This is a genomic window from Streptomyces sp. WAC07094, from assembly GCF_036320405.1.
Classification (GTDB): Bacteria; Actinomycetota; Actinomycetes; order Streptomycetales; family Streptomycetaceae; genus Streptomyces; species Streptomyces lannensis.
In genome coordinates this window covers 995,186-1,014,189 of sequence record NZ_JAVMJZ010000001.1, presented here as the reverse complement: position 1 = coordinate 1,014,189, position 19,004 = coordinate 995,186, and the positions used below count along the sequence as shown (strand labels likewise).

The following is a 19,004-nucleotide window of genomic DNA, read 5'->3' as shown; positions in this document are numbered from 1 at the left end:
ACTGGCGGCCTGTCAGATGTCAGTATCCTCTTCGGCATCCCCCGCCACCACCAGCCGCCTGAGGTGCTCCGAGATCTCCTCCCGCGCCTCGGCGGGCAGCCCCGCGTCCGTGACGAGGGTGTCGACCTGCTCCAGCGCGGCGAACGAACTCAGGCCCACCGTGCCCCACTTGGTGTGGTCGGCGACGACCACCACACGCCGCGCGGACTGCACGAGCCGCCGGTTGGTCTCGGCCTCCGCCAGATTCGGCGTCGAAAGGCCCGCCTCCACCGATATCCCGTGCACACCGAGGAACAGCACATCGAAGTGGAGGGACGCGATGGCCTGGTCGGCGACGGGGCCGACGAGCGAGTCGGACGGGGTTCGCACCCCGCCGGTCAGCACGACCGTGGCGCCGCCCTGGCGCTGGCCGGAGGTGCGCTGTGCGGAGTGGAAGACGTCCGCGACGCGCACCGAGTTGGTGACGACGGTCAACTCCGGTACATCGAGGAGGTGGTGGGCCAGCGCGTAAGTCGTCGTCCCGCCGGACAGCGCGATCGCGGTACCCGGCGCGACCAGTTCCGCGGCGGTCCGGGCGATGTCCTCCTTGGCCGTCAGTTCCAGGCCGGACTTGGCCTCGAACCCCGGCTCGTGCGTGCTCGCCTCCACCACCGGGACCGCGCCGCCGTGGACCTTCTCCAGTACGCCCTGACGGGCGAGTGCGTCCAGATCGCGGCGGACCGTCATGTCGGAGACGCCCAGCTTCCGGGTGAGCTCGTTCACCCGGACACCGCCGCGTCGTCGTACCTCGTCGAGGATCAAGGCGCGGCGCTGCTCCGCGAGGAGGTTCTGATTCTCGCTCACGTCCGCATTGCTCCCTTTCGCCTGATCCATCACGGCATGGCATCCATACCGGCTCCGACAAGGCCATTCTCCCGCCGCCAAAGCCGAGGCCGCCCCATCCTCGCACGGCTTGCCCTGGATGGAGCCACCCCCCCGTGCCCCGTGAATCACCTTCCGCAGTTCGTCACGTCACCCGTATCGGGGAGATTCCGTGAGAACGGGTGTGCACACCTGGGGCACCGGAGATCATCTGCCTGCGCATGACACACGGTACGCAACGCGGGGGAAGTGCTGAGCAGTGGAGCGTGCACGGGAACACGGCGACACCGGGCAGCGGCCGCCGGAGAGCGGGACCGACCTGGAACTTCTGGTCCACGGTGTCGGTGGCACCACACCCGAGGAGATGCTGGGCGATCCGCGCACGGTGCGTGTCTCCGGTGACGAGACGGCCGCCGTCCACCGCCGCGAGGCCGACGCCGGCGCCGACGCCGAGCGGAACCCGCGGGACCGCGGAGGTCCGGTGCCCGAGGCGTACGTGTGGTGCAACCTCACCTCCGGGAACGCCGCCCGTGCCCTGTGGCTGTTGCTGCTGCCCTTCATGGTGGTCAATCTCGCGCACTGGATGCGCCCCACGACGACCGGACGGCCGCGGACCGTCCGCCTGTACGGACTGATCGTCCGTCTCCTCGGGCTCACCCTGACCGTGCTGCTGGTCGCCGCCGCCTGCGAGGTCGCCCTCGACCTCGGTGCCTGGCAGTGCGCCGGTACGCGCGCGTGCGCCGAGCGCCACTCCTGGCTCGGCTTCCTCTCACCCGCGGTCTCCGACCAGGGCTGGTGGAGCGAGCCGGGACGGCGGCTGGCCCTGGCGTCGCTGGTGCCCACGGCGCTGACCGGGCTGCTCTGGTACCTGTCGCACCGCACCTGGAGCGCGTACGAGTCCCAGCAGCCGATCTCCCGCCCGGCCGAGCCCGACGAGGAGCCGCACCGCACCGCACTCGACAGCCCCGGGTTCTGGTACGGACGGCGCCTGGTCGCCCGGTTGCGCGCCGCCCACACCGCCGCGGGTTTTCTCACGGTCGCCGCCGCGCCGGCCACCGCCGCCGCCCGGTACGACAGCCGGCACGGCTCCGTCGAACTCGAAGTCCTCGGCCGGCTCCTGTGCGCAACTCTCCTCGTCGGCGGCCTCGTTGTGGTGGGGGTGGTGTGCCGACGGGGCCGCACCGAGAACCGGCTGGACAGGACTCTCGACCGGGCACTGGTACGCCGACTGCCCGCGGGTGCGCTGGTGCTGCTCGCCGTGACCGCGGTGTACGCCGGCTGGTCGCGCCCGGGCTGGCGGTCCGCGGACCGGTTGCCGGGTGACACCACGTTCGGCGCGCTCGCCCTGGCGCAGGGGGTGCTCGTCGTCGCGCTGGGCGTCGTCGCCCATGTCCTCCACCGCACCCACCCCGACACACGCACCGCGATGCGCGGACTGGCCGGACCCGCGGTCGCGATGCTGGCCTGCGCGCTCGGCGGGGTGATGTCCGGCGGCGTGGCCCAGCGCGTCGCCGACTGGCTGGACGGGACCCGGCACATCATGGCCGGTCCACCCGTCCTGCTCACCTGGCAGGCGTCCACGATCCCGCCCCTGCTGCTCGTTCTGCTCGTCGTCGTGGGCCGGCTGGCCCGGCGCACCGCGGTGCTGCGCCGCGCCGGGACCGCCGCGGTGGAACTCGCCCACCAGGGCGAGCCCGAGGACGAGGCCCGCACCCGCCGTATCGCGGGCACCCGGGCCATGGCCGCCCTCACCGACCGGGCGCCGCTCGTCGTCGCCGTCATGTCCGCCTCGACCCTGCTCCTGGGCGCGCTGGCCCTGGTGGGGGCGTTCGCCGGGCATGACACCCCGGAAGGGGCCGCCCGGGGCAGCCACGCCTTCGTGCGCGGAGCCGCCGAGACCGCTCAGGCGCTCGGCTCCTGGCTGATCGGCATCGGCTTCCTCCTCTTCGTGACCTGGGGACGCCGTGCCTACAAGGACGCCTCGGCACGGCGCACCATCGGCATCCTGTGGGACGTCGGCACCTTCTGGCCGCGTGCCGCGCACCCCTTCGCCCCGCCCTGTTACGCCGAGCGCGCCGTGCCCGACCTCTCCTGGCGCATGGCCACCTGGACCGAGGCCACCGGCGGACGGCTCGTGCTCTCCGGTCACTCCCAGGGCAGTGTGCTCGCGGCGGCCGCGGCCTGGCAGCTCGAACCCTCGGTGCGCCGCAGGGTGGCCCTCCTGACCTACGGCTCGCCGCTCGAGCGGCTGTACGGGCGCTGGTTCCCGGCCTATTTCGGGCCCGCCGCGCTCAGTTCCCTGCACCGCGAGGTGGCCTGCTGGCGCAACCTCTACCGCCTCACGGACCCGATCGGCGGACCGATCCGGCTGCCCGGTGACTGCGGCCCGCAGGTGGACCGCGCACCCCTCAGGGATCCGCTCGCCTACGGCCGCACCGCCGAGCACCCGCTGCCCGCGCCGATCCTCGGGCACGGCGACTACCAGGCGGACCCGGCGTTCGCCGAGGAGCGCGAGCGGCTGCTGAGCCGGCTGCGGCCGGGGCTGCCGGGACCCCGTCCCGCGGGGCCGGGCACGGAGGCGGGGAGCGCCGGTCAGGGGAGCTCCGGCAAGTCCTCCGGGTAGAGCAGGGTCAGCTCGTCCGTGCTCGGCTCCGCCAACTGGGCGACCCGGCCCGCGTGCCGCTCCACCATCGCCTCGAAGGTCTGGCGTGCGGTGCGCCCGTTGCCGAACGCCGGTCCCTTCGGAATCGCCGTGAAGTACTTCAGGAGCGCTTCGCCCGTGCCGGGGCCGAGCCGGTACTCGTGCTCCTCGGACTGCTGCTCCACGATCCTCAACAGCTCGTCGGGGCCGTAGTCGCCGAACCTGATGGTCCGTGAGAAGCGTGAGGCCACACCGGGGTTGACCGAAAGGAAGCGCTCCATCTCGGCCGTGTAGCCCGCGACGATGACCACGACCGCGTCACGGTGGTCCTCCATCAGCTTCACGAGCGTGTCGATGGCCTCACGGCCGAAGTCGCGCCCGGAGTCCTCCGGGGACAGGGCGTACGCCTCGTCGATGAACAGCACCCCGCCGCGTGCCCGTTCGAAGGCTTCCTGGGTGCGGATGGCGGTGGAGCCGATGTGCTCGCCCACCAGGTCGACCCGGGACACCTCCACGAGGTGGCCCTTCTCCAGGACGCCGAGCGAGGCCAGGATCTCGCCGTACAGACGGGCGACCGTCGTCTTGCCGGTGCCGGGGGAACCCGTGAACACCAAGTGCCGCCGTACGGACGCCGCCTTGAGGCCCGCCTGCTGCCGGCGGCGTCCGACCTCGATCATGTCGGTCAGGGCCCGCACCTCGCGCTTGACGCTCTCCAGACCGACCAGCGCGTCGAGTTCCCCGAGCACGGCCGCCGAGGTGCGGGCGGGCTTCTCGGGATCGGGGACCGCCGTGAGGAGATGGTCCTGCTCCGTGGTGCGCTGACCGGGGATGGCGCCCAGCAGACCGGAGGACATGGCCGTCGTCTGTACGGCGGTCTCCTGGGGCGGTTCGGGCAGCCGGAGCCCGGCGCTCTCGTCGCTGGTGCAGTCCTCCACCACCGGGCCGTCGCCGGAGGTGCCCGGGCCGCCGTCCGCGAACTCGTAACCTCCGCGCGCGCACCGCTCGGTCCGGCACTTCCTCAAGGTGGCCCGGCAGCCGTCTATCACATGGAAGCCGTAGCCACCGCTGCCCGTGACCCGGCAGTTCAGGAAGCTGCCCCGGCCGTCCGCCGAGACGTAGAAGCCGGCCTCCGCCGGTGAGGTCACCGTGCACCGGTCGATGGTGGGATCGGCGCCCTTGGTGACGATCACGCCGGTCTGGGTGCCGTCGATGGTGCAGCCGGACAGTGTGCCGCCGCTGCCGTGGTCCCGGAACCAGGCGCCCGTCGCGGCATCCCGGATCCGGCAGTCGTCGAGCTGTGCGGTGGCGCCGTCGCTCACCGACACTGCCGTGTTGCGCACCTGCGTCAGATCGCTGTCCACGACGTCCGCGCGCGAGCCGCGGTCGAGGACGAACAGGGCGTCCGGTACGTCGTGCACCCGGCAGGACTCGAGCACCGCGGTGGCGCCGTCGCTGACCCACACCGCCGGATAGTCGCCCGTGCTGTCGAAGATCTCGCACTGGTTGGCGTCCACCCGGGTGCCCGGATCCCACACCGAGAGGCCGTTGCGGCCGAACTGACGCACCGATGTGCGGGTCAGCGTGAGCACCGAACGGGAGCGCAGGTCGACCGCGTTCTCGGGGATGTCGTGGATGCGGCAGTCGGCCAGCGTGAGCACGGCGTCGGTGTCGAGCGTGACACCGTCGGCGGTCGTGCGGTGCACATCGCAGTCCGTCAGATGTGCCGTGGCCCGGGCGGTCACCTGCACACCGGAGCCCCGGATCTCGTACACCTCGCAACCGACCGCCTCCAGCGAGGAGTTCTCACCCGTCACCGACAGACCGGCGCCCGAGGCGTGGTGCACGCGGCAGTGTTCGAGACGCGGGCGGGCACCGCCGCGGACCGCGACACCCGACTGGGCCGCGGCCACGACCTCGCACTCCTCGAACACGCCGCCGCCACCGTCCACGACGGCGATGCCGACGCCCGCCGGATTGTCGACGGTGCACCGCCGGACGGTGGGGCGGGCGCCGCCGCGGACCTCGATGCCGGCCGCCGAGCGCGTGGTGATCCGTACGTCCACCAGCTCCGGGGCGCCCTCCTCGACGAGCAGCGCGGGCGCGGCCGCGTCCTGCCCCTCGATGTGGAGGTCCTGCACCACGGCGGAGGCCCGCACGGTGAGCGGCACCCCGTCCACCGGGGCGATGCGCACGGAACCGGGGGAGCCCTCGGGGCCGCGCAGCGTCACCACCCGATGGAGGACGAGGTTCTCCCGATAGGTGCCGGGTGCGACGGTGAGGACGTCTCCGTCGCCCGCGGCCTCCAGGGCGGCGGCGAGCGACGCGTACTCACCTGTGCGGCGCCGCCACCGCGATGTGCCGGTGTGCGTCACCTGGACCGTGCCCTGTGCCATGGCGCTGCTGTGCCCCCACCTCGTACTCACGCGGGTTCTCGCGAAGATGCCGGACAGCGGACCAGCCGACCGGTCCACCGTAGCGTGCGCGGACGTACCCGGTTGACCGGAGGCCGAAGGCGGTCAACTGCCCGTTCCGGTGCGGCCCCAGTCCGGGCCCGCCCTGTCCCACGCCTGGTCCCATCGTGTGTAACGGCGGCGGACCATGCGCCAGACGATCAGCCGGCGGCCGCCTTCTATGAGCGCTCCGGTCAGTCCGGCCGCGCCGGCGCCCGCGAGCACGGCGTGTGTCGTCGCGGTGGCCCGGTCCAGCGGGCGGGTCACGAGGCCGCCGTGGGCGTCGGTCCAGATGCTGAAGTGGTCGCCCGGGTGCGGGGACTCGAGCTCGGCGAGGACCGCCGCGTGGCGTCTGGTGCCGTCCGGCGCGGTCCAGTCGGCGAGTACCCGGCTGTGCGCGTTCCCCGTCGTCGAGGACTCCGGATCCGGGTCCAGCACCACGCGGTTGAGCTTCTTGACGACGGTCGCCACCACCAGGTGGCGGCTGTGCTGCTGGTCCCGCACGGCATTCTGCAGGGACCCCTGGGCGACCGAACCGATCACGACCCCGGCCAGGGGCGCCGCGGCAAGGACCAGGAGCAGGGCGGCCAGCGCCGTCCAGGCCTCGGCCAGATCGGTTCCACGGCACAGAGGATTGCCCCGCCAGCGCCACAGACCGCTGATTGCTCGCACCGTCCCGCACCCCCTTACGCGTCCGTGATAACCCCGGAACCCGGACGTCCGCCGCCGAGCCGGAAAAGAGAGAGCCACATCACCTCTCCCGGGCCGACGCGCCTTTCATGAATTTCTCACGTCGGCTCAACGACCGTGCCGGGTTCCGCGGTTCCCCCGACCGACACCCGATCGAGGTGTTCCCGGGGAGAGATATGAAGGGGTCGTTTCCGTAACGGGTGTGCGGGACTCGACGCGGTAGGGCGAGCGGCGACATCGGGGAAGCGGCGGCGGGCCGCCCCCGGCGCCGGGGGCGACGGTCCGAACCCGCCCCGGCGGTTCTCAGTCGAGGATGGTGACGGGGTCGCCGAGGCGGATGACGCCCGGCGACTGCGGCACCAGGTTCTGCCCGAAGGCCAGCTTGCCGCCGACCCGGCGGTGGCGGGCGAGGGTGCGCAGCGGTTCCTTGCCCCGCTCGGCGGTGGTCTGGTCCGTTGTGGTCACGACGCAGCGCCCGCACACCTTGGCGACCCGGAAGACGACCTCTCCGACGGCGATCCGCGTCCAGTCGTCCTCGGCCCAGGGCCGCGTTCCGGCCACGACGACGTTCGGCCGGAAACGGTTCATGGGCAGCGGGCCCTCCGCGGCGTGGTCGCCCTGTGCGATCAGGGAGTTCAGGGCGTCCAGGGACGAGACCGTCGTGAGCAGCAGCGGGTAGCCGTCGGCCATGCTGACGGTCTCACCGGGGCGCCCGAAGGGCGGGTCGTGGATGGGCCGGCGGACGGCCGGATCGTCCAGGTGGACGAGGCGCACGCCCACGCCGACGTACGTGCTGAACCAGTCGTCCGCGGCGCGGCCGGCGGCGACCGTCTCGATCTTGTCTCCCGCCCACTTGGCCGTCGTCGTACCGCCGGACGGGTCGGGGACGGTCACGGTCAGCGGGTCCAGGCCGGGTGCGGACACACGGATCGCGCCGCCGGGCAGCAGCTCGGCGGCGGCCAACGCCAGGTGCGGGTGCTCGCGTTGTGTGACGACCCGGCCGGACTCGTCGATCAGTGCCCAGCGCCGGTCCCCGGCCAGCCCCCAAGGCTCCACCACGGCCTCGTGGGGTGCCTGGCCCCGCAGTGCCTTGACCGGGTGGACATGAAGGGAGTGCAGCACTGGATTCGGCATGAGGCCATCGTCCCATCGAGGGCCGACGGCCTCATCCCGTGAAATGGATCAGTATCCGCGGTACTGCCCGTTGTTGTACGGGTCCTGGTACGGCGCCGGGGCCGGTCGGGGTGCGGCGGGACGGGGTGCGGCGGGGCGCATCGCCTCGTAGCCCGTGCCCATGGGGCGCGGCGGCTGCATCTGCTGCTGGGCAGGGTAGCCACGGGGGCCGGCCGCCTGCTGCGGGATGTACGCGGTGGGGGCCTGCTGCAGGGGCGCGGGATGCGGGGCCGCCTGCGGGTAGCCGTAGGCGGGGACCTGGGGGGAGGGGGCGGCCGGCAGCGCGGGAAGCGCCGACGGCAGCGCGGGCAGATTGCTGCCCGGGATGTCGTACGCGGAGGGGACCCGGATCGGGGCGATCTGCGGGGTTCCCCGCTCGGCGACGAGCCTGTCGTAGATCGGAGTGTCCGGGAAGGGCGACGCGGAGTAGTAGCCGCCGCCATAGGTGGAGCGGGGGGAGGTCATGGCACATAAGTTAAGCCCACGATGTGCTGGTTGGGGAGACCGATAAGAGGGTTGTTTTCCGTGTCCGGGGTGACGCGGGATCCCCAATGCGAGCGAACTTGGCAAAAAAGGGCAATGAGCGGGGTTGAGATCGTGTAAAGGCCGAGTTCCCGGTGGGTTACCGGGGGTTGGCCGGTGGTCCCGCGGTCGGGGTCATGGGAGTTCGGGCTCCGGGGGAATAGGTTGACCGCGACGGTTGCAACGGACCGCTCCGGGCCTCGGTCCCGGTGCGGCACCACGTGATGGGGGCGGACATGTCAATGTCGAAAGGATCCAACCTTCAAGTGCCGACGGCGGCACTGCGCGTCGAACTGGGCTGGCGCCCAGGACCCGGCGTGCCCGACGTGGACGCCTCGGCACTGCTGCTGAACTCCGGGAAGGTCCGGACGGACGGGGACTTCGTCTTCTACAACCAGCCCGCGCACTCCTCGGGTGCGGTGCGCCACGAAGGCAAGCGGAACGCCGGCGGCCAGGTGACGGACACGCTCGTGGTCGATCTCGCGCGCGTGGAGCCCGCGATCGAGACCGTGGTGCTCGCCGCCTCCTCCGACGGGGGCACGTTCGGGCAGGTGCCCGGGCTGGCCATCCGTGTGCTGGACGCCCAGCAGGGCACGGAGATCGCACGCTTCGACCCTGCGGCGGGCGCCGAGACCGCCTTCGTGCTGGGGGAGTTCTACCGTCGCCAGGGCGCCTGGAAGTTCCGTGCCGTCGGGCAGGGCTACAGCAGTGGGCTCGAAGGGCTGGCGACGGACTACGGCATCACGGTGGACGAGCCGCAGCGCGCGGCACCGCCTTCTCCGCCCGCCCCGCGTATCGACCGGCCGGCCGCGCCGGTCACGGTGCCCCCGCCGCCGATGCCGCCCGTGGCGGTGCCTCCGCCTCCGGTGACGGCGGTGCCGCCCACCTCCCCGTACGGGCCGCCGCCACCCGCTCCGACGGGGCCCTACGGTGCGCCCGCGCCCGTGCCGGCCGTCCCTGCTCCGGTGCCCCCGGCCCCGGTCCGCCTCACCAAGGTCACGCTCACCAAGCAGGCCCCCTCGGTCTCGCTGAGCAAACAGGGCGGAACGTCCGGTTTCATGCGCGTGAACCTCAACTGGCAGGTGCACAAACAGTTTTCCGGCTGGGGCAGCAAGCGCGGGCGGGCCGTGGCCCGGCACTCGGACCTCGATCTTGACCTGTGCGCCCTGTTCGAACTGTCCGACGGCAGCAAGGGGGTCGTCCAGGCGCTCGGCAACGCCTTCGGCTCGCTGCACCATCCGCCGTACATCCACCTCGACGGCGACGACCGCACCGGAGCGGTGGAGACCGGTGAGAACCTCACCGTCAACCTCGACCGCACGCAGAGCTTCAGGCGGATTCTCATCTTCGTGACCATCTACGAAGGCGCCCGCTCCTTCGCCGACCTGCACGCCACGGTCACGCTCCAGCCGCAGCACGGCGCACCGGTCGAGTTCTCCCTCGACGAGTGCACGGTGCCCTCGACCGTGTGCGCCCTCGCCCTCATCACCAACTCCGGCGGCGATCTGATCGTCCAGCGCGAGGCCCGCTACCTCGTTCCGGAGCGCGGGGTCAGCCCGCAGCGCACGATCGACCGCGCCTACGGGTGGGGCATGAACTGGACCCCCGGCAGAAAATGACGCGGCCGGTCGCCCCCGCGACCGGCCCGTTCACCGCTCCTCGAACGCCGCGTCCGGGCGTGCGTAGGTGCGGCCCTTCCAGGCCGCACCTCGCCCCCGGTAGTGCTGCACCGCCGAGTCGACCGTCATGAACAGATACAGCAACGCCGTGACCGGAAGCGACAGCGCGAGCAGCGGCGGCTGGCGGTAGTAGCGCAGCATCGGGAGGTACGTCGCCGTCATCACCAGTTTCGCCAGCCCGCCGATCACCACCGCCGCAAGGTTTCCGGTGACGATCCCGGTGATCAGGGCGGCCGACGGAACCAGATAGACGAGGGCCAGTCCGAGCACCGTGCCGGCCAGGAGCAGCGGATTGTGGCGCAGTTGGGCGTAGGCGCTGCGGGAGACCATCCGCCACAGGTCGTGCAGTCGCGGATACGGCCGCACGCTCTCGACGCGGTCGGCGAGCCCCAGCCAGATGCGGCCGCCGCCGTTCTTGACCGCTCGCGCGAGCGCCACGTCGTCGATGACCGCCTGCCGGATGGCATCGGGGATACGCGCACGCCCGGCCGTCTCGGTGCGCAGCAGCACGCAACCGCCTGCCGCGGCAGCCGTTCGGCCCCCGGGCACCGCGATCCGGCGGAAGGGGTACAGCTGGGCGAAGAAGTACACGAACGCGGGGACGACGAGCCGCTCCCACACGCTCTCCACCCGGAGCCGGGCCATCTGTGAGACGAGGTCGAAGCCGCCGGTGCGCGCCGACGCCACCAGTTCCCGCAGGCTGTCGGGGGCATGGGCGATATCGGCATCCGTGAGCAGCAGATACTCGGGTTCACGCACACGTGCGAGGGCGATCCCGTGGCGCACGGCCCACAGTTTGCCGGTCCAGCCGGCCGGCGGTTCGCCGGGCGAGTCGACGGTCAGCGGCAGCCCGCCGTGCCGCTCGGCGAGGTCGCGGGCCAGCTCCCCGGTGCCGTCCGAACTGCCGTCGTCGATCAGGAAGACCTCGGCTCGTCCGGGATAGTCCTGCGCGAGCAGCGACGGCAGGCTCCGCTCCAGTACCGCTGCCTCGTCGCGTGCGGGCACGACGATGCAGACGGACGGCCAGTCGCCGGGGTCCCGGCGGGCCGGCAGTCGCACGTCCGTACGCCAGAAGAAGCCCTGGCACAGCAGCAACCACAACCAGGCCGCGAGTGACAGCGCGGCAGTCCACACGATGGCGCTCACGCGCGCAGTCTGCCCCACCACGAGGGCCGACCGTGGCACATCGTCTATCGTGGCCGGGTGAAGATCGCGCTCATGGACTCCGGACTCGGCCTCCTTCCGGCCGCCGCAGCGGTACGCAGACTCCGGCCCGACGCGGATCTCGTCCTCTCCTGGGACCCCGACGGGATGCCCTGGGGCCCGCGCACCCCCGAGGACATCACCGCCCGCGCCCTGGCCGTCGCCGAGGCGGCCGCCGCACACCGTCCCGATGTGCTGATCGTCGCCTGCAACACCGCCTCCGTGCACTCCCTGCCCGCGCTGCGTGCCCGCTTCGAGCCCGATCTCCCCGTCATCGGCACGGTGCCGGCGATCAAGCCGGCCGCGGCGGGCGGCGGACCCGTCGCGATCTGGGCCACGCCCGCCACCACGGGGAGTGCCTACCAGCGCGGACTCATCCGGGACTTCGCGGACGGGGTGACCGTGGCCGAGGTGCCGTGCCCCGGGCTCGCCGACGCCGTGCACCATGCCGACCGCCCGGCCGTCGACGCCGCCGTCGCCGCGGCCGCCGCACTGACCCCCGAGGACGTCACCACCGTCGTCCTCGGCTGCACCAATTACGAACTGGTGGCCGAACCCATCCGTACGGCCCTCCAGAGGCCGGGCCACGCCCCGCTGATCCTGCACGGGACCGCCGGAGCGGTGGCCGCGCAGGCGCTGCGCCGCCTCGGGGAGACCGCGGCGCCGGACGCCCCCGCCGTGGGCGGGCTCACGGTGCTGCTGAGCGGTCGTGAGGGCGTGCTGCCCGCCGAGGCGCTGACGTATCCCGAAGGCAGGCTTCTCCAGGCGGTCAGCCCCGCACGCTGAGGGGCGCACTGCTCCCCTTTACAGAACCGGCGCCGGACTCTGTGACTCTGCGCAACCTGGTGCCCGCGTTCCGGAAGCTGGGTATTCTCGATGCATGAGGGACCATCCCCAGGGCGACCCCGATATCTGGACGGGACGTGCGACCAATCGTGCCCAGTGGCTGCTGGCGCTCGGCGGTGCCGCCTGTATGGCGCTCGGCATCGCGCTGGCGGTCGAGTCGGCGTGGACGTCCGGCATCGTCCCCCTGGTGATGTCCGTCGTCGGCTGTATCGCGGCCGGGCTGCTGGTCCTGTTCGGAACGCTCGCGTTCGTGCACGTGGCGGTGAAGGTCGACAAGGACTGCCTCGAGGTCAGATGCGGCCACATCGGCGTCCCCCGCCGCCGCATCCCCCTCTCGCTCGTGGCCGGCGCCGAGTTCGCGCCCAGGGTCACTCCCCGGCAGTGGGGCGGTTGGGGCTACCGCTGGCGTCCCGAGAAGGGCACGGCCGTCGTGGTCCGGCGCGGTGAGGGCGTGGTCCTGCGGCTGTGGGACGGTCACACGTTCACGATCACCGTCGACAACGCCGAGACGGCGGTACGGGTCATCCGCGCCCGGCTGCACCCGAGCCTTCCGGGCGCCACGCACTGACCCGTGCGGCCGGACGGCCCGCCGTTTCTTTTTTCACGTCGGGCATCCGGTGTGTCCACCCCGGCGGACCACCCCTCAAGTCTGCGTCCGCGTGCCTCCCTCGTCCGCCAGCGGGCGTGCCGTCGCGATGCCGGCGAGCAGACCCGTTCCCGCCGTCACCGCGGTGAAGCTCAACGCGTTGCCCACCGACGCGATCACGGCGAGCACGGTCAGCGTGGCGCCCCCCGTCAGCGCGACGGGAGTGGGGCGCCCGGTGCGCCACAGTGCGTACAGCACCCAGCAGAAGACCGCCGCGAGCAGTGCCGCTCCGGTCACTCCCTGTTCGGCGGCCAGTTGCAGCGGCGCGGAATGGGGCTTGGCGTCCGGCAGGAGGGACTGCGCGGCTGTGGGACTCAGCTCCCCGAAGCGCCCGGGGCCCGCGCCGAGCCCGGGGTCGCGGTGAGCGAGCGTGAGCGCGTCCCGCCAGAGCAGGACCCGGTGCGGGCCGAGCTGGTCCTCGAGATAGGAGCCGAGCCCGTTCGGCACCACGTTCCCGGCGACCGCCCAGGTCGTCCCGGTCACCAGGACCGCCACGAGTGCGAGACCCGACAGCGCGAGGGCGCGATGCCGCATCCGGTCGGCGGCGAGCGAGCACAGCAGGACCCCGGCGGAGGCGACCAGGCCCGTTGTCGAGCCGAGCGCCGCCGCCACCACCGCGATTCCCAGGGCCGCCGACCGGAGCGCCAGCCGCTGCGCCGGGAACCGGGCCGCCCAGGCGGCGCAGCAGGCGGCCCCCGTTGACAGCGCGAGCAGCGCGGCGATCGCACCGATGTCCCCGGGTGGCGTCACGACCTGCGGTCCTGCCGTGGCGTGCGGTGCGGCGAGGGCCAGCCCCAGGCCGGCCAGCGCCCCCGCGGCAGGAGCGGCGACCGGCAGAAGAGCTCCCAGTATCCGTCCGGCCGCATAACCCGCGGCGACCGCCAGCACGGCGAGCAGAAATCCCTCGGGCCGGCCGCCGTGTGCGCCCGCCGTGATCAGCGACCATGCGGCGCAGGCGCCGAGCACCAGGACGCCCGCTGTATCAGAAACGTTTCGTCTGTCGTCTTCCGCGTCCGCGGCCCCGGTTGCGGACTCCGTCCCCATGGATTCCACCCCGCCACCCCCCTGTGCCGGGCCCGACCGTCCGGCCGTATCCGGCCGCACCTCACAGGCTCGGGCACACGGTAACGGGTGATGCGCCGGTTTGTGGATGAGTTGCGCAGGAACGATGCACCGGATGGAGGGGAGCCAACGCCCCGAACGGGGACGGGGCGGTCCGGATGCGCCCGAACCGAGCTGTCGGGGGTTCGGTCACGCGCCGTAGACTCCCCGGGTGACCGTCACCGCTACTTCCGTGGGCGAGCCGGAGCGGCTCGAACCCCGGTCCGCAGGGGCACCCCGTGCCGTGCGCCGGGTTCGGCGCCTCGTTCCTGCCGCAGCCGCGGCGCTCTCCGGAGTGCTGCTGTACGTCAGCTTTCCGCCCCGGACGCTGTGGTGGCTGGCGCTGCCGGCCTTCGCCGTGTTCGGCTGGAGTCTGCGCGGCCGCACCTGGAAGGCGGGTCTCGGTCTCGGCTATCTGTTCGGTCTGGGTTTCCTGCTTCCGCTGCTCGTCTGGACCGGCGTCGAGGTCGGTTCCGGTCCATGGCTCGCGCTGGTCGCTGTGGAGGCCCTGTTCGTCGCGCTCGTCGGCGCGGGCATCGTGCTGGTCTCGCGACTGCCCGCCTGGCCGGTGTGGGCGGCCGCGGTGTGGATCGCGGGGGAGGCGGCACGGGCCCGTGCGCCGTTCGGCGGCTTTCCCTGGGGGAAGATCGCCTTCGGTCAGGCCGACGGCGTCTTTCTGCCCCTCGCCGCCGTCGGCGGCACTCCGGTGCTGGGGTTCGCGGTCGTGCTCTGCGGATTCGGTCTCTACGAGATCGTTCGCGTCGCCGTGGACGGGCGCCGCGGGGCGGGGCCCTGGCGCTGGGCGGCCGTCGCCGCCCTGATCAGTGTCGCCGCTCCCGTGCTCGGCGCCGTGGCCGCGCGCTCCCTGGTCAGCGACAAGGCCGAGAACGGAACCGCCACCGTCGCCGTCGTCCAGGGCAACGTGCCGCGCGCCGGGCTCGAGTTCAACGCGCAGCGGCGTGCCGTTCTCGACTACCACGCGCGGGAGACCGAGCGTCTGGCCGAGCGGGTCCGGGAGGGCAAGGTGCCGAAGCCCGATCTGGTGCTGTGGCCCGAGAACTCCTCGGATGTCGACCCCTTCGCCAATCCCGACGCCGCCGTCGTGATCGAGGGCGCCGCGAAGGCGATCGGCGTACCCATCTCCGTGGGCGGAGTGGTCGAGCGCGGGGGCAAGCTCTACAACGAGCAGATCCTGTGGGATCCCGACAAGGGCCCGGTGGACACCTACGACAAGCGGCAGGTGCAGCCCTTCGGCGAGTATCTGCCGCTGCGGTCGCTGCTCGGTGTCATCAACAAGAACTGGACGTCGATGGTGCGCCAGGACTTCAGCCGGGGGCACGAGCCGGGCGTCTTCACCATGGCGGACGCCAAGGTCGGCCTGGTGACCTGCTACGAGGCGGCCTTCGACTGGACCGTGCGCAGCACCGTCCTCGACGGGGCGCAACTGATCTCGGTCCCGAGCAACAACGCGACCTTCGACCGCAGCGAGATGACCTACCAGCAGCTCGCCATGTCCCGGGTGCGGGCGGTGGAGCACAGTCGCACCGTCACCGTGCCCGTGACCAGCGGTGTCAGCGCCGTGATCATGCCGGACGGGAAGATCACCCAGCGGACCGGGATGTTCGTCGCCGCCTCACTCGTCCAGAAGGTGCCGCTGCGCTCCTCCGAGACGCCGGCCACCCGGCTCGGCGTCCTGCCGGAGATGCTGCTGGTGCTGGTCGCGGCCGCCGGGCTCGGCTGGGGGGCGGTGTCGGTGATCCGCGGCCGCCGCGGGCGCGCCGCACAGGACGTACGTGTCGATGAGCCGGGGGTGTCGGAGTCGGCCCGTTAGGCTCTGGCCATGGCCACTCCCGACTTCATCCGTACCATCCGCGCTTCGGCCGGACATCAGCTGCTGTGGCTCCCCGGTGTCACCGCCGTCGTCTTCGACGACGACGGCAGAGTGCTGCTGGGGCGTCGTGCCGACAACGGCCGGTGGTCGGTGATCGGAGGCATCCCCGACCCGGGGGAGCAGCCCGCGGCCTGTGCGGTGCGCGAGGTGTACGAGGAGACGGCGGTGCGATGCGTCCCCGAACGGGTCGTCCTCGTGCAGGCACTGGAACAGGTGACCTACATGAACGGCGACATCTGCCAGTACATGGACATCACGTTCCGCTGCCGGGCCGTCGGCGGTGAGGCACGTGTGAACGACGACGAGTCGCTCGAGGTCGGCTGGTTCACGGTGGACGCCCTGCCCGAACTGAACGAGTTCGGCCTGCTCCGGATCAAGCAGGCACTGTCCGACGTACCCACATGGTTCGACCCCACCCATCCGCTCTGAAGTATGTGCGATGAACATATGGGGCGGGGGTGGGCCACTGCCTAGGGTCGAGCCATGACGCCTGCCCCGCACACCTCGCCCGACCTCGGCGGACGCACCGCCCTCGTCACCGGTGCCGCCGGCGGCATCGGCCGCGCCTGCTCGCTGCGGCTGGCCGCAGCCGGGGCCAAGGTGAGAGCGGTCGACCGGGACGCCGCGGGTCTCGACGACCTGGTCGGCGCCGCCCGCGGTCTCGCGGGCACCCTCGAGCCGCACGTCCTCGACCTCACCGACCTCGACGCCGCCGAGGAGATCGCCGCGGGCACCGACGTCCTGGTCAACAACGCGGGTCTGCAACTGGTCAGCCCGCTGCACGAGTTCCCGCCCGACGTCTTCCACACCGTGCTGACGGTGATGCTCGAGGCACCGTTCCGGCTCGTGCGCGGGGCGCTGCCCCATATGTACGGACAGGGCTGGGGCCGCATCGTCAACATCTCCTCGGTGCACGGGCTGCGTGCCTCGGCGTTCAAGGCGGCGTACGTCAGCGCCAAACACGGACTCGAAGGGCTCTCGAAGGCCGCCGCCCTGGAAGGCGCCCCCCATGGCGTCACCTCCAACTGCGTGAACCCGGCCTATGTGCGCACGCCCCTCGTCGAGAAGCAACTCGCGGACCAGGCGCGGGTGCACGGGATCCCCGAGGAGCGCGTGCTCTCGGAGGTGCTTCTCCAGGACAGTGCCGTCAAGCGATTGATAGAACCCGAGGAGGTCGCCGAGGCGGTGACCTATCTGTGCAGCCCCCAGGCGTCCTTCATCACCGGTACGTCGCTGGTGCTCGACGGCGGCTGGACGGCGCACTGAGCCGGGCATGTCAAAGGTTGTCCACAGGTCGGGTGGACCCGGCCCCGCCGTGGGCCATTCTGGGGGCATGGCTCGCGATCACGTACAGTCCGCGGAGCGCCTCGGCACCGGAGCCGAGGCGCCGTTCCTGGAGCTCCTGGCCCGGCGCGCGTCGGCCGACGCGTACGAACAGCCGGTGCTGCTCGCCCGCGCCGAAGGCCTGTCGGCGGAGCGCGTCGACGCGCTGGAGCGGGCCAAGGTGCTCGCCCTGCGCGTGCGCGCGGAGATGGAGGGCCGGCGGCGGCGCGAGGCCGAGCTGTCCGCCCTCTTCGAGACCGCCCACGACCTGGCCGGGCTGCGCGACGTCGACGCCGTGCTGCAGGCGATCGTGCAGCGTGCCAGATCCCTGCTGAGCACGGACGTCGCCTATCTGACCCTGCACGACGAGGCGGCCGGGGACACCTATATGAGGGTCACCGAGGGCTCGGTCGCGGCTCGCTTCCAGCAACTGAGGCTCGGCATGGGGGAGGGGCTCGGCGGACTCGTCGCCCAGACCGCCCGGCCCTATGTCACACCGGACTACTTCGACGACGACCGCTTCCAGCACACCCGCACGATCGACACCGGGGTGAGCGACGAGGGTCTCGTGGCGATCCTCGGCGTACCGCTGATGATCGGTCCTCAGGTGATCGGGGTGCTCTTCGCCGCCGACCGGCGGGCCCGGGTCTTCGAGCGGGAGGAGATCGCGCTCCTGGGCTCGTTCGCCGCGCTGGCCGCCGCCGCCATCGACACCGCGAACCTGCTCACCGAGACGCGTTCGGCCCTGGACCGGCTCGCACGCGCCAACGAGATCATCCGCGACCGCAGCGGGGCCGTCGAGCGGGCCTCCGACGTCCACGACCGCCTCGCCGAACTCGTCCTGCGCGGCGGTGGCGTCCACGACGTGGCGGCGGCGGTCTCACAGGTCCTCGACGGCACGGTCGAGTTCGCAGAGGTGTCCACCGCCCGCACCGCGGCCCTGGAGGCGTCCCGCGCGGAGGGCCATGCCGTGCGCCACGGGCAGGACTGGATCGCCGCGGTGTCGGCCGGCGACGAGTTGTTCGGCGCGCTGGTACTGCGGGGCCATCCGGGGCTCGACCCCGTCGACCAGCGCACCCTGGAGCGGGCGGCCATGGTCACCTCGCTGCTTCTGCTGGCCCGCCGCTCGGCCGTCGAGGCGGAGCAGCGCGTCCGGGGCGAGTTGCTGGACGATCTGCTCGACGGCCGTGACCGCGACCCGCGTGTGCTGCGCGAGCGCGCCGCGCGGCTGCGCGCCGACCTCGACGCCACCCATGTGGTGCTCGCCGCCCGTCTCGAGGGCACATCGGGCGACGCCGACCAGGAGGCGGCCGCTCGCCGTCGTCTGTGGTCCGCCGCGTCCCATCTCGCGTCCACCCGCCGTGGGCTCGCCGCAACCCGCGCCGGCGGTACGGTCCTGCTGTTGCCCCTCGAACCGGGTGACAGCGCTACGGATCTCGCCCGCCGCACCGCCGGAGAGCTGGGCACCGCCGTCCATGAACGCGTCACCGTCGGAGCGTCCGGGCCCGTCTCGGACCTCGCCTCCCGTCCCGACGCGGTGGCGGCGGCCCATGCGGAGGGGCAGCGCTGCCTCGACGCGCTGCGACTGCTGGGCCGGACCGGGGACGGCGCCGCCGCCGACGACTTCGGATTCCTCGGGCTGCTGCTCGCCGGGGACCGGGACATCGCCGGCTATGTCGAGCGCACGATCGGCGAGGTCGTCACCTACGACGAACGCCGCGGTACCGACCTCGTCCGCACCCTCGACGCGTACTTCGACTGCGGGATGAGCCCGGCTCGCACCAAGGACGAACTGCACGTGCATGTGAACACGGTGGCGCAGCGTCTGGAACGGGTGGGCAGGCTCCTCGGCGCCGACTGGCAGAGCCCGGCCCGCACCCTGGAGATACAACTGGCGCTGCGACTGCACCGGTTGTCCTCCTCGCCCGTCTCCCGTTGACCCGGGGCCGCCTTCCGTACCGGGCGGCGGCGCGTCCCG

At 72.4% G+C, this 19,004-nt stretch carries 15 protein-coding genes; 8 read left to right on the top strand and 7 right to left on the bottom strand.

Features of this window, described 5'->3' with window-relative positions:
- Positions 1-12: 12 nt before the first annotated feature.
- Positions 13-843 (bottom strand): DeoR/GlpR family DNA-binding transcription regulator, encoded by an 831-nt coding sequence (locus RCR19_RS04490; RefSeq protein WP_331263876.1) that lies wholly within the window; start codon positions 841-843, stop codon positions 13-15.
- Positions 844-1,120: 277 nt separating this feature from the next.
- Here RCR19_RS04490 and RCR19_RS04485 point away from each other — a divergent pair, with 277 nt between their 5' ends.
- Positions 1,121-3,484 (top strand): hypothetical protein, encoded by a 2,364-nt coding sequence (locus RCR19_RS04485; protein WP_331263875.1) that lies wholly within the window; start codon positions 1,121-1,123, stop codon positions 3,482-3,484.
- Here RCR19_RS04485 and RCR19_RS04480 read toward each other — a convergent pair.
- The 4 genes from RCR19_RS04480 to RCR19_RS04465 form a co-directional block, all read right to left on the bottom strand.
- The gene (locus RCR19_RS04480; RefSeq protein ID WP_331263874.1) at positions 3,454-5,895 is read right to left on the bottom strand and encodes a right-handed parallel beta-helix repeat-containing protein; all 2,442 of its coding nucleotides are present in this window, start codon (positions 5,893-5,895) and stop codon (positions 3,454-3,456) included. The two genes, RCR19_RS04485 and RCR19_RS04480, sit on opposite strands and share 31 nt — an antisense overlap.
- Positions 5,896-6,018: 123 nt before the next feature.
- The gene (locus RCR19_RS04475; protein WP_331263873.1) at positions 6,019-6,624 is read right to left on the bottom strand and encodes a hypothetical protein; all 606 of its coding nucleotides are present in this window, start codon (positions 6,622-6,624) and stop codon (positions 6,019-6,021) included.
- A gap of 321 nt (positions 6,625-6,945) precedes the next feature.
- Entirely contained in the window at positions 6,946-7,776 is an 831-nt protein-coding gene (locus RCR19_RS04470) for an MOSC N-terminal beta barrel domain-containing protein (RefSeq protein ID WP_331263872.1), read from the bottom strand.
- A 48-nt stretch (positions 7,777-7,824) separates the two neighbouring features.
- On the bottom strand, positions 7,825-8,280 hold the full coding sequence (locus RCR19_RS04465) for a DUF6643 family protein (protein WP_331263871.1): 456 nt from the start codon (positions 8,278-8,280) through the stop codon (positions 7,825-7,827).
- A 293-nt stretch (positions 8,281-8,573) separates the two neighbouring features.
- On the opposite strand from RCR19_RS04465, the gene RCR19_RS04460 reads away from it, so the two are divergent.
- Positions 8,574-9,956, top strand: a complete 1,383-nt coding sequence (locus RCR19_RS04460) for a TerD family protein (RefSeq protein WP_331263870.1) — start codon at positions 8,574-8,576, stop codon at positions 9,954-9,956.
- Between the two features lie 30 nt (positions 9,957-9,986).
- On the opposite strand, the gene RCR19_RS04455 is transcribed toward RCR19_RS04460, so the two are convergent.
- The gene (locus RCR19_RS04455) at positions 9,987-11,180 is read right to left on the bottom strand and encodes a glycosyltransferase (protein WP_331269345.1); all 1,194 of its coding nucleotides are present in this window, start codon (positions 11,178-11,180) and stop codon (positions 9,987-9,989) included.
- Between the two features lie 39 nt (positions 11,181-11,219).
- Here RCR19_RS04455 and RCR19_RS04450 point away from each other — a divergent pair, with 39 nt between their 5' ends.
- Complete coding sequence (locus RCR19_RS04450; RefSeq protein ID WP_331263869.1) at positions 11,220-12,005, top strand: aspartate/glutamate racemase family protein; 786 nt, start codon at positions 11,220-11,222, stop codon at positions 12,003-12,005.
- Between the two features lie 94 nt (positions 12,006-12,099).
- Positions 12,100-12,633, top strand: coding sequence for a hypothetical protein (locus RCR19_RS04445; RefSeq protein ID WP_220290633.1), 534 nt, complete (start codon positions 12,100-12,102; stop codon positions 12,631-12,633).
- A gap of 75 nt (positions 12,634-12,708) precedes the next feature.
- Here the strand turns inward: RCR19_RS04445 and RCR19_RS04440 are convergent, their stop codons facing one another.
- On the bottom strand, positions 12,709-13,755 hold the full coding sequence (locus RCR19_RS04440; RefSeq protein ID WP_331263868.1) for an O-antigen ligase family protein: 1,047 nt from the start codon (positions 13,753-13,755) through the stop codon (positions 12,709-12,711).
- Between the two features lie 229 nt (positions 13,756-13,984).
- Here RCR19_RS04440 and lnt point away from each other — a divergent pair, with 229 nt between their 5' ends.
- The 4 genes from lnt to RCR19_RS04420 all read left to right on the top strand — a co-directional run bounded on the left by lnt (position 13,985) and on the right by RCR19_RS04420 (position 18,965).
- Entirely contained in the window at positions 13,985-15,643 is a 1,659-nt protein-coding gene (gene lnt / locus RCR19_RS04435; RefSeq protein WP_331263867.1) for an apolipoprotein N-acyltransferase, read from the top strand.
- 9 nt (positions 15,644-15,652) lie between these two features.
- Positions 15,653-16,132, top strand: a complete 480-nt coding sequence (locus RCR19_RS04430) for an NUDIX domain-containing protein (RefSeq protein WP_331263866.1) — start codon at positions 15,653-15,655, stop codon at positions 16,130-16,132.
- 54 nt (positions 16,133-16,186) lie between these two features.
- A complete protein-coding gene (locus RCR19_RS04425; RefSeq protein ID WP_331263865.1) occupies positions 16,187-16,969 on the top strand; it encodes a 3-hydroxybutyrate dehydrogenase in 783 nt (260 codons plus the stop codon).
- 67 nt (positions 16,970-17,036) lie between these two features.
- Positions 17,037-18,965: a GAF domain-containing protein gene (locus tag RCR19_RS04420; RefSeq protein ID WP_331263864.1), complete on the top strand. Its 1,929-nt coding sequence runs from the start codon at positions 17,037-17,039 to the stop codon at positions 18,963-18,965.
- Positions 18,966-19,004: the final 39 nt, after the last annotated feature.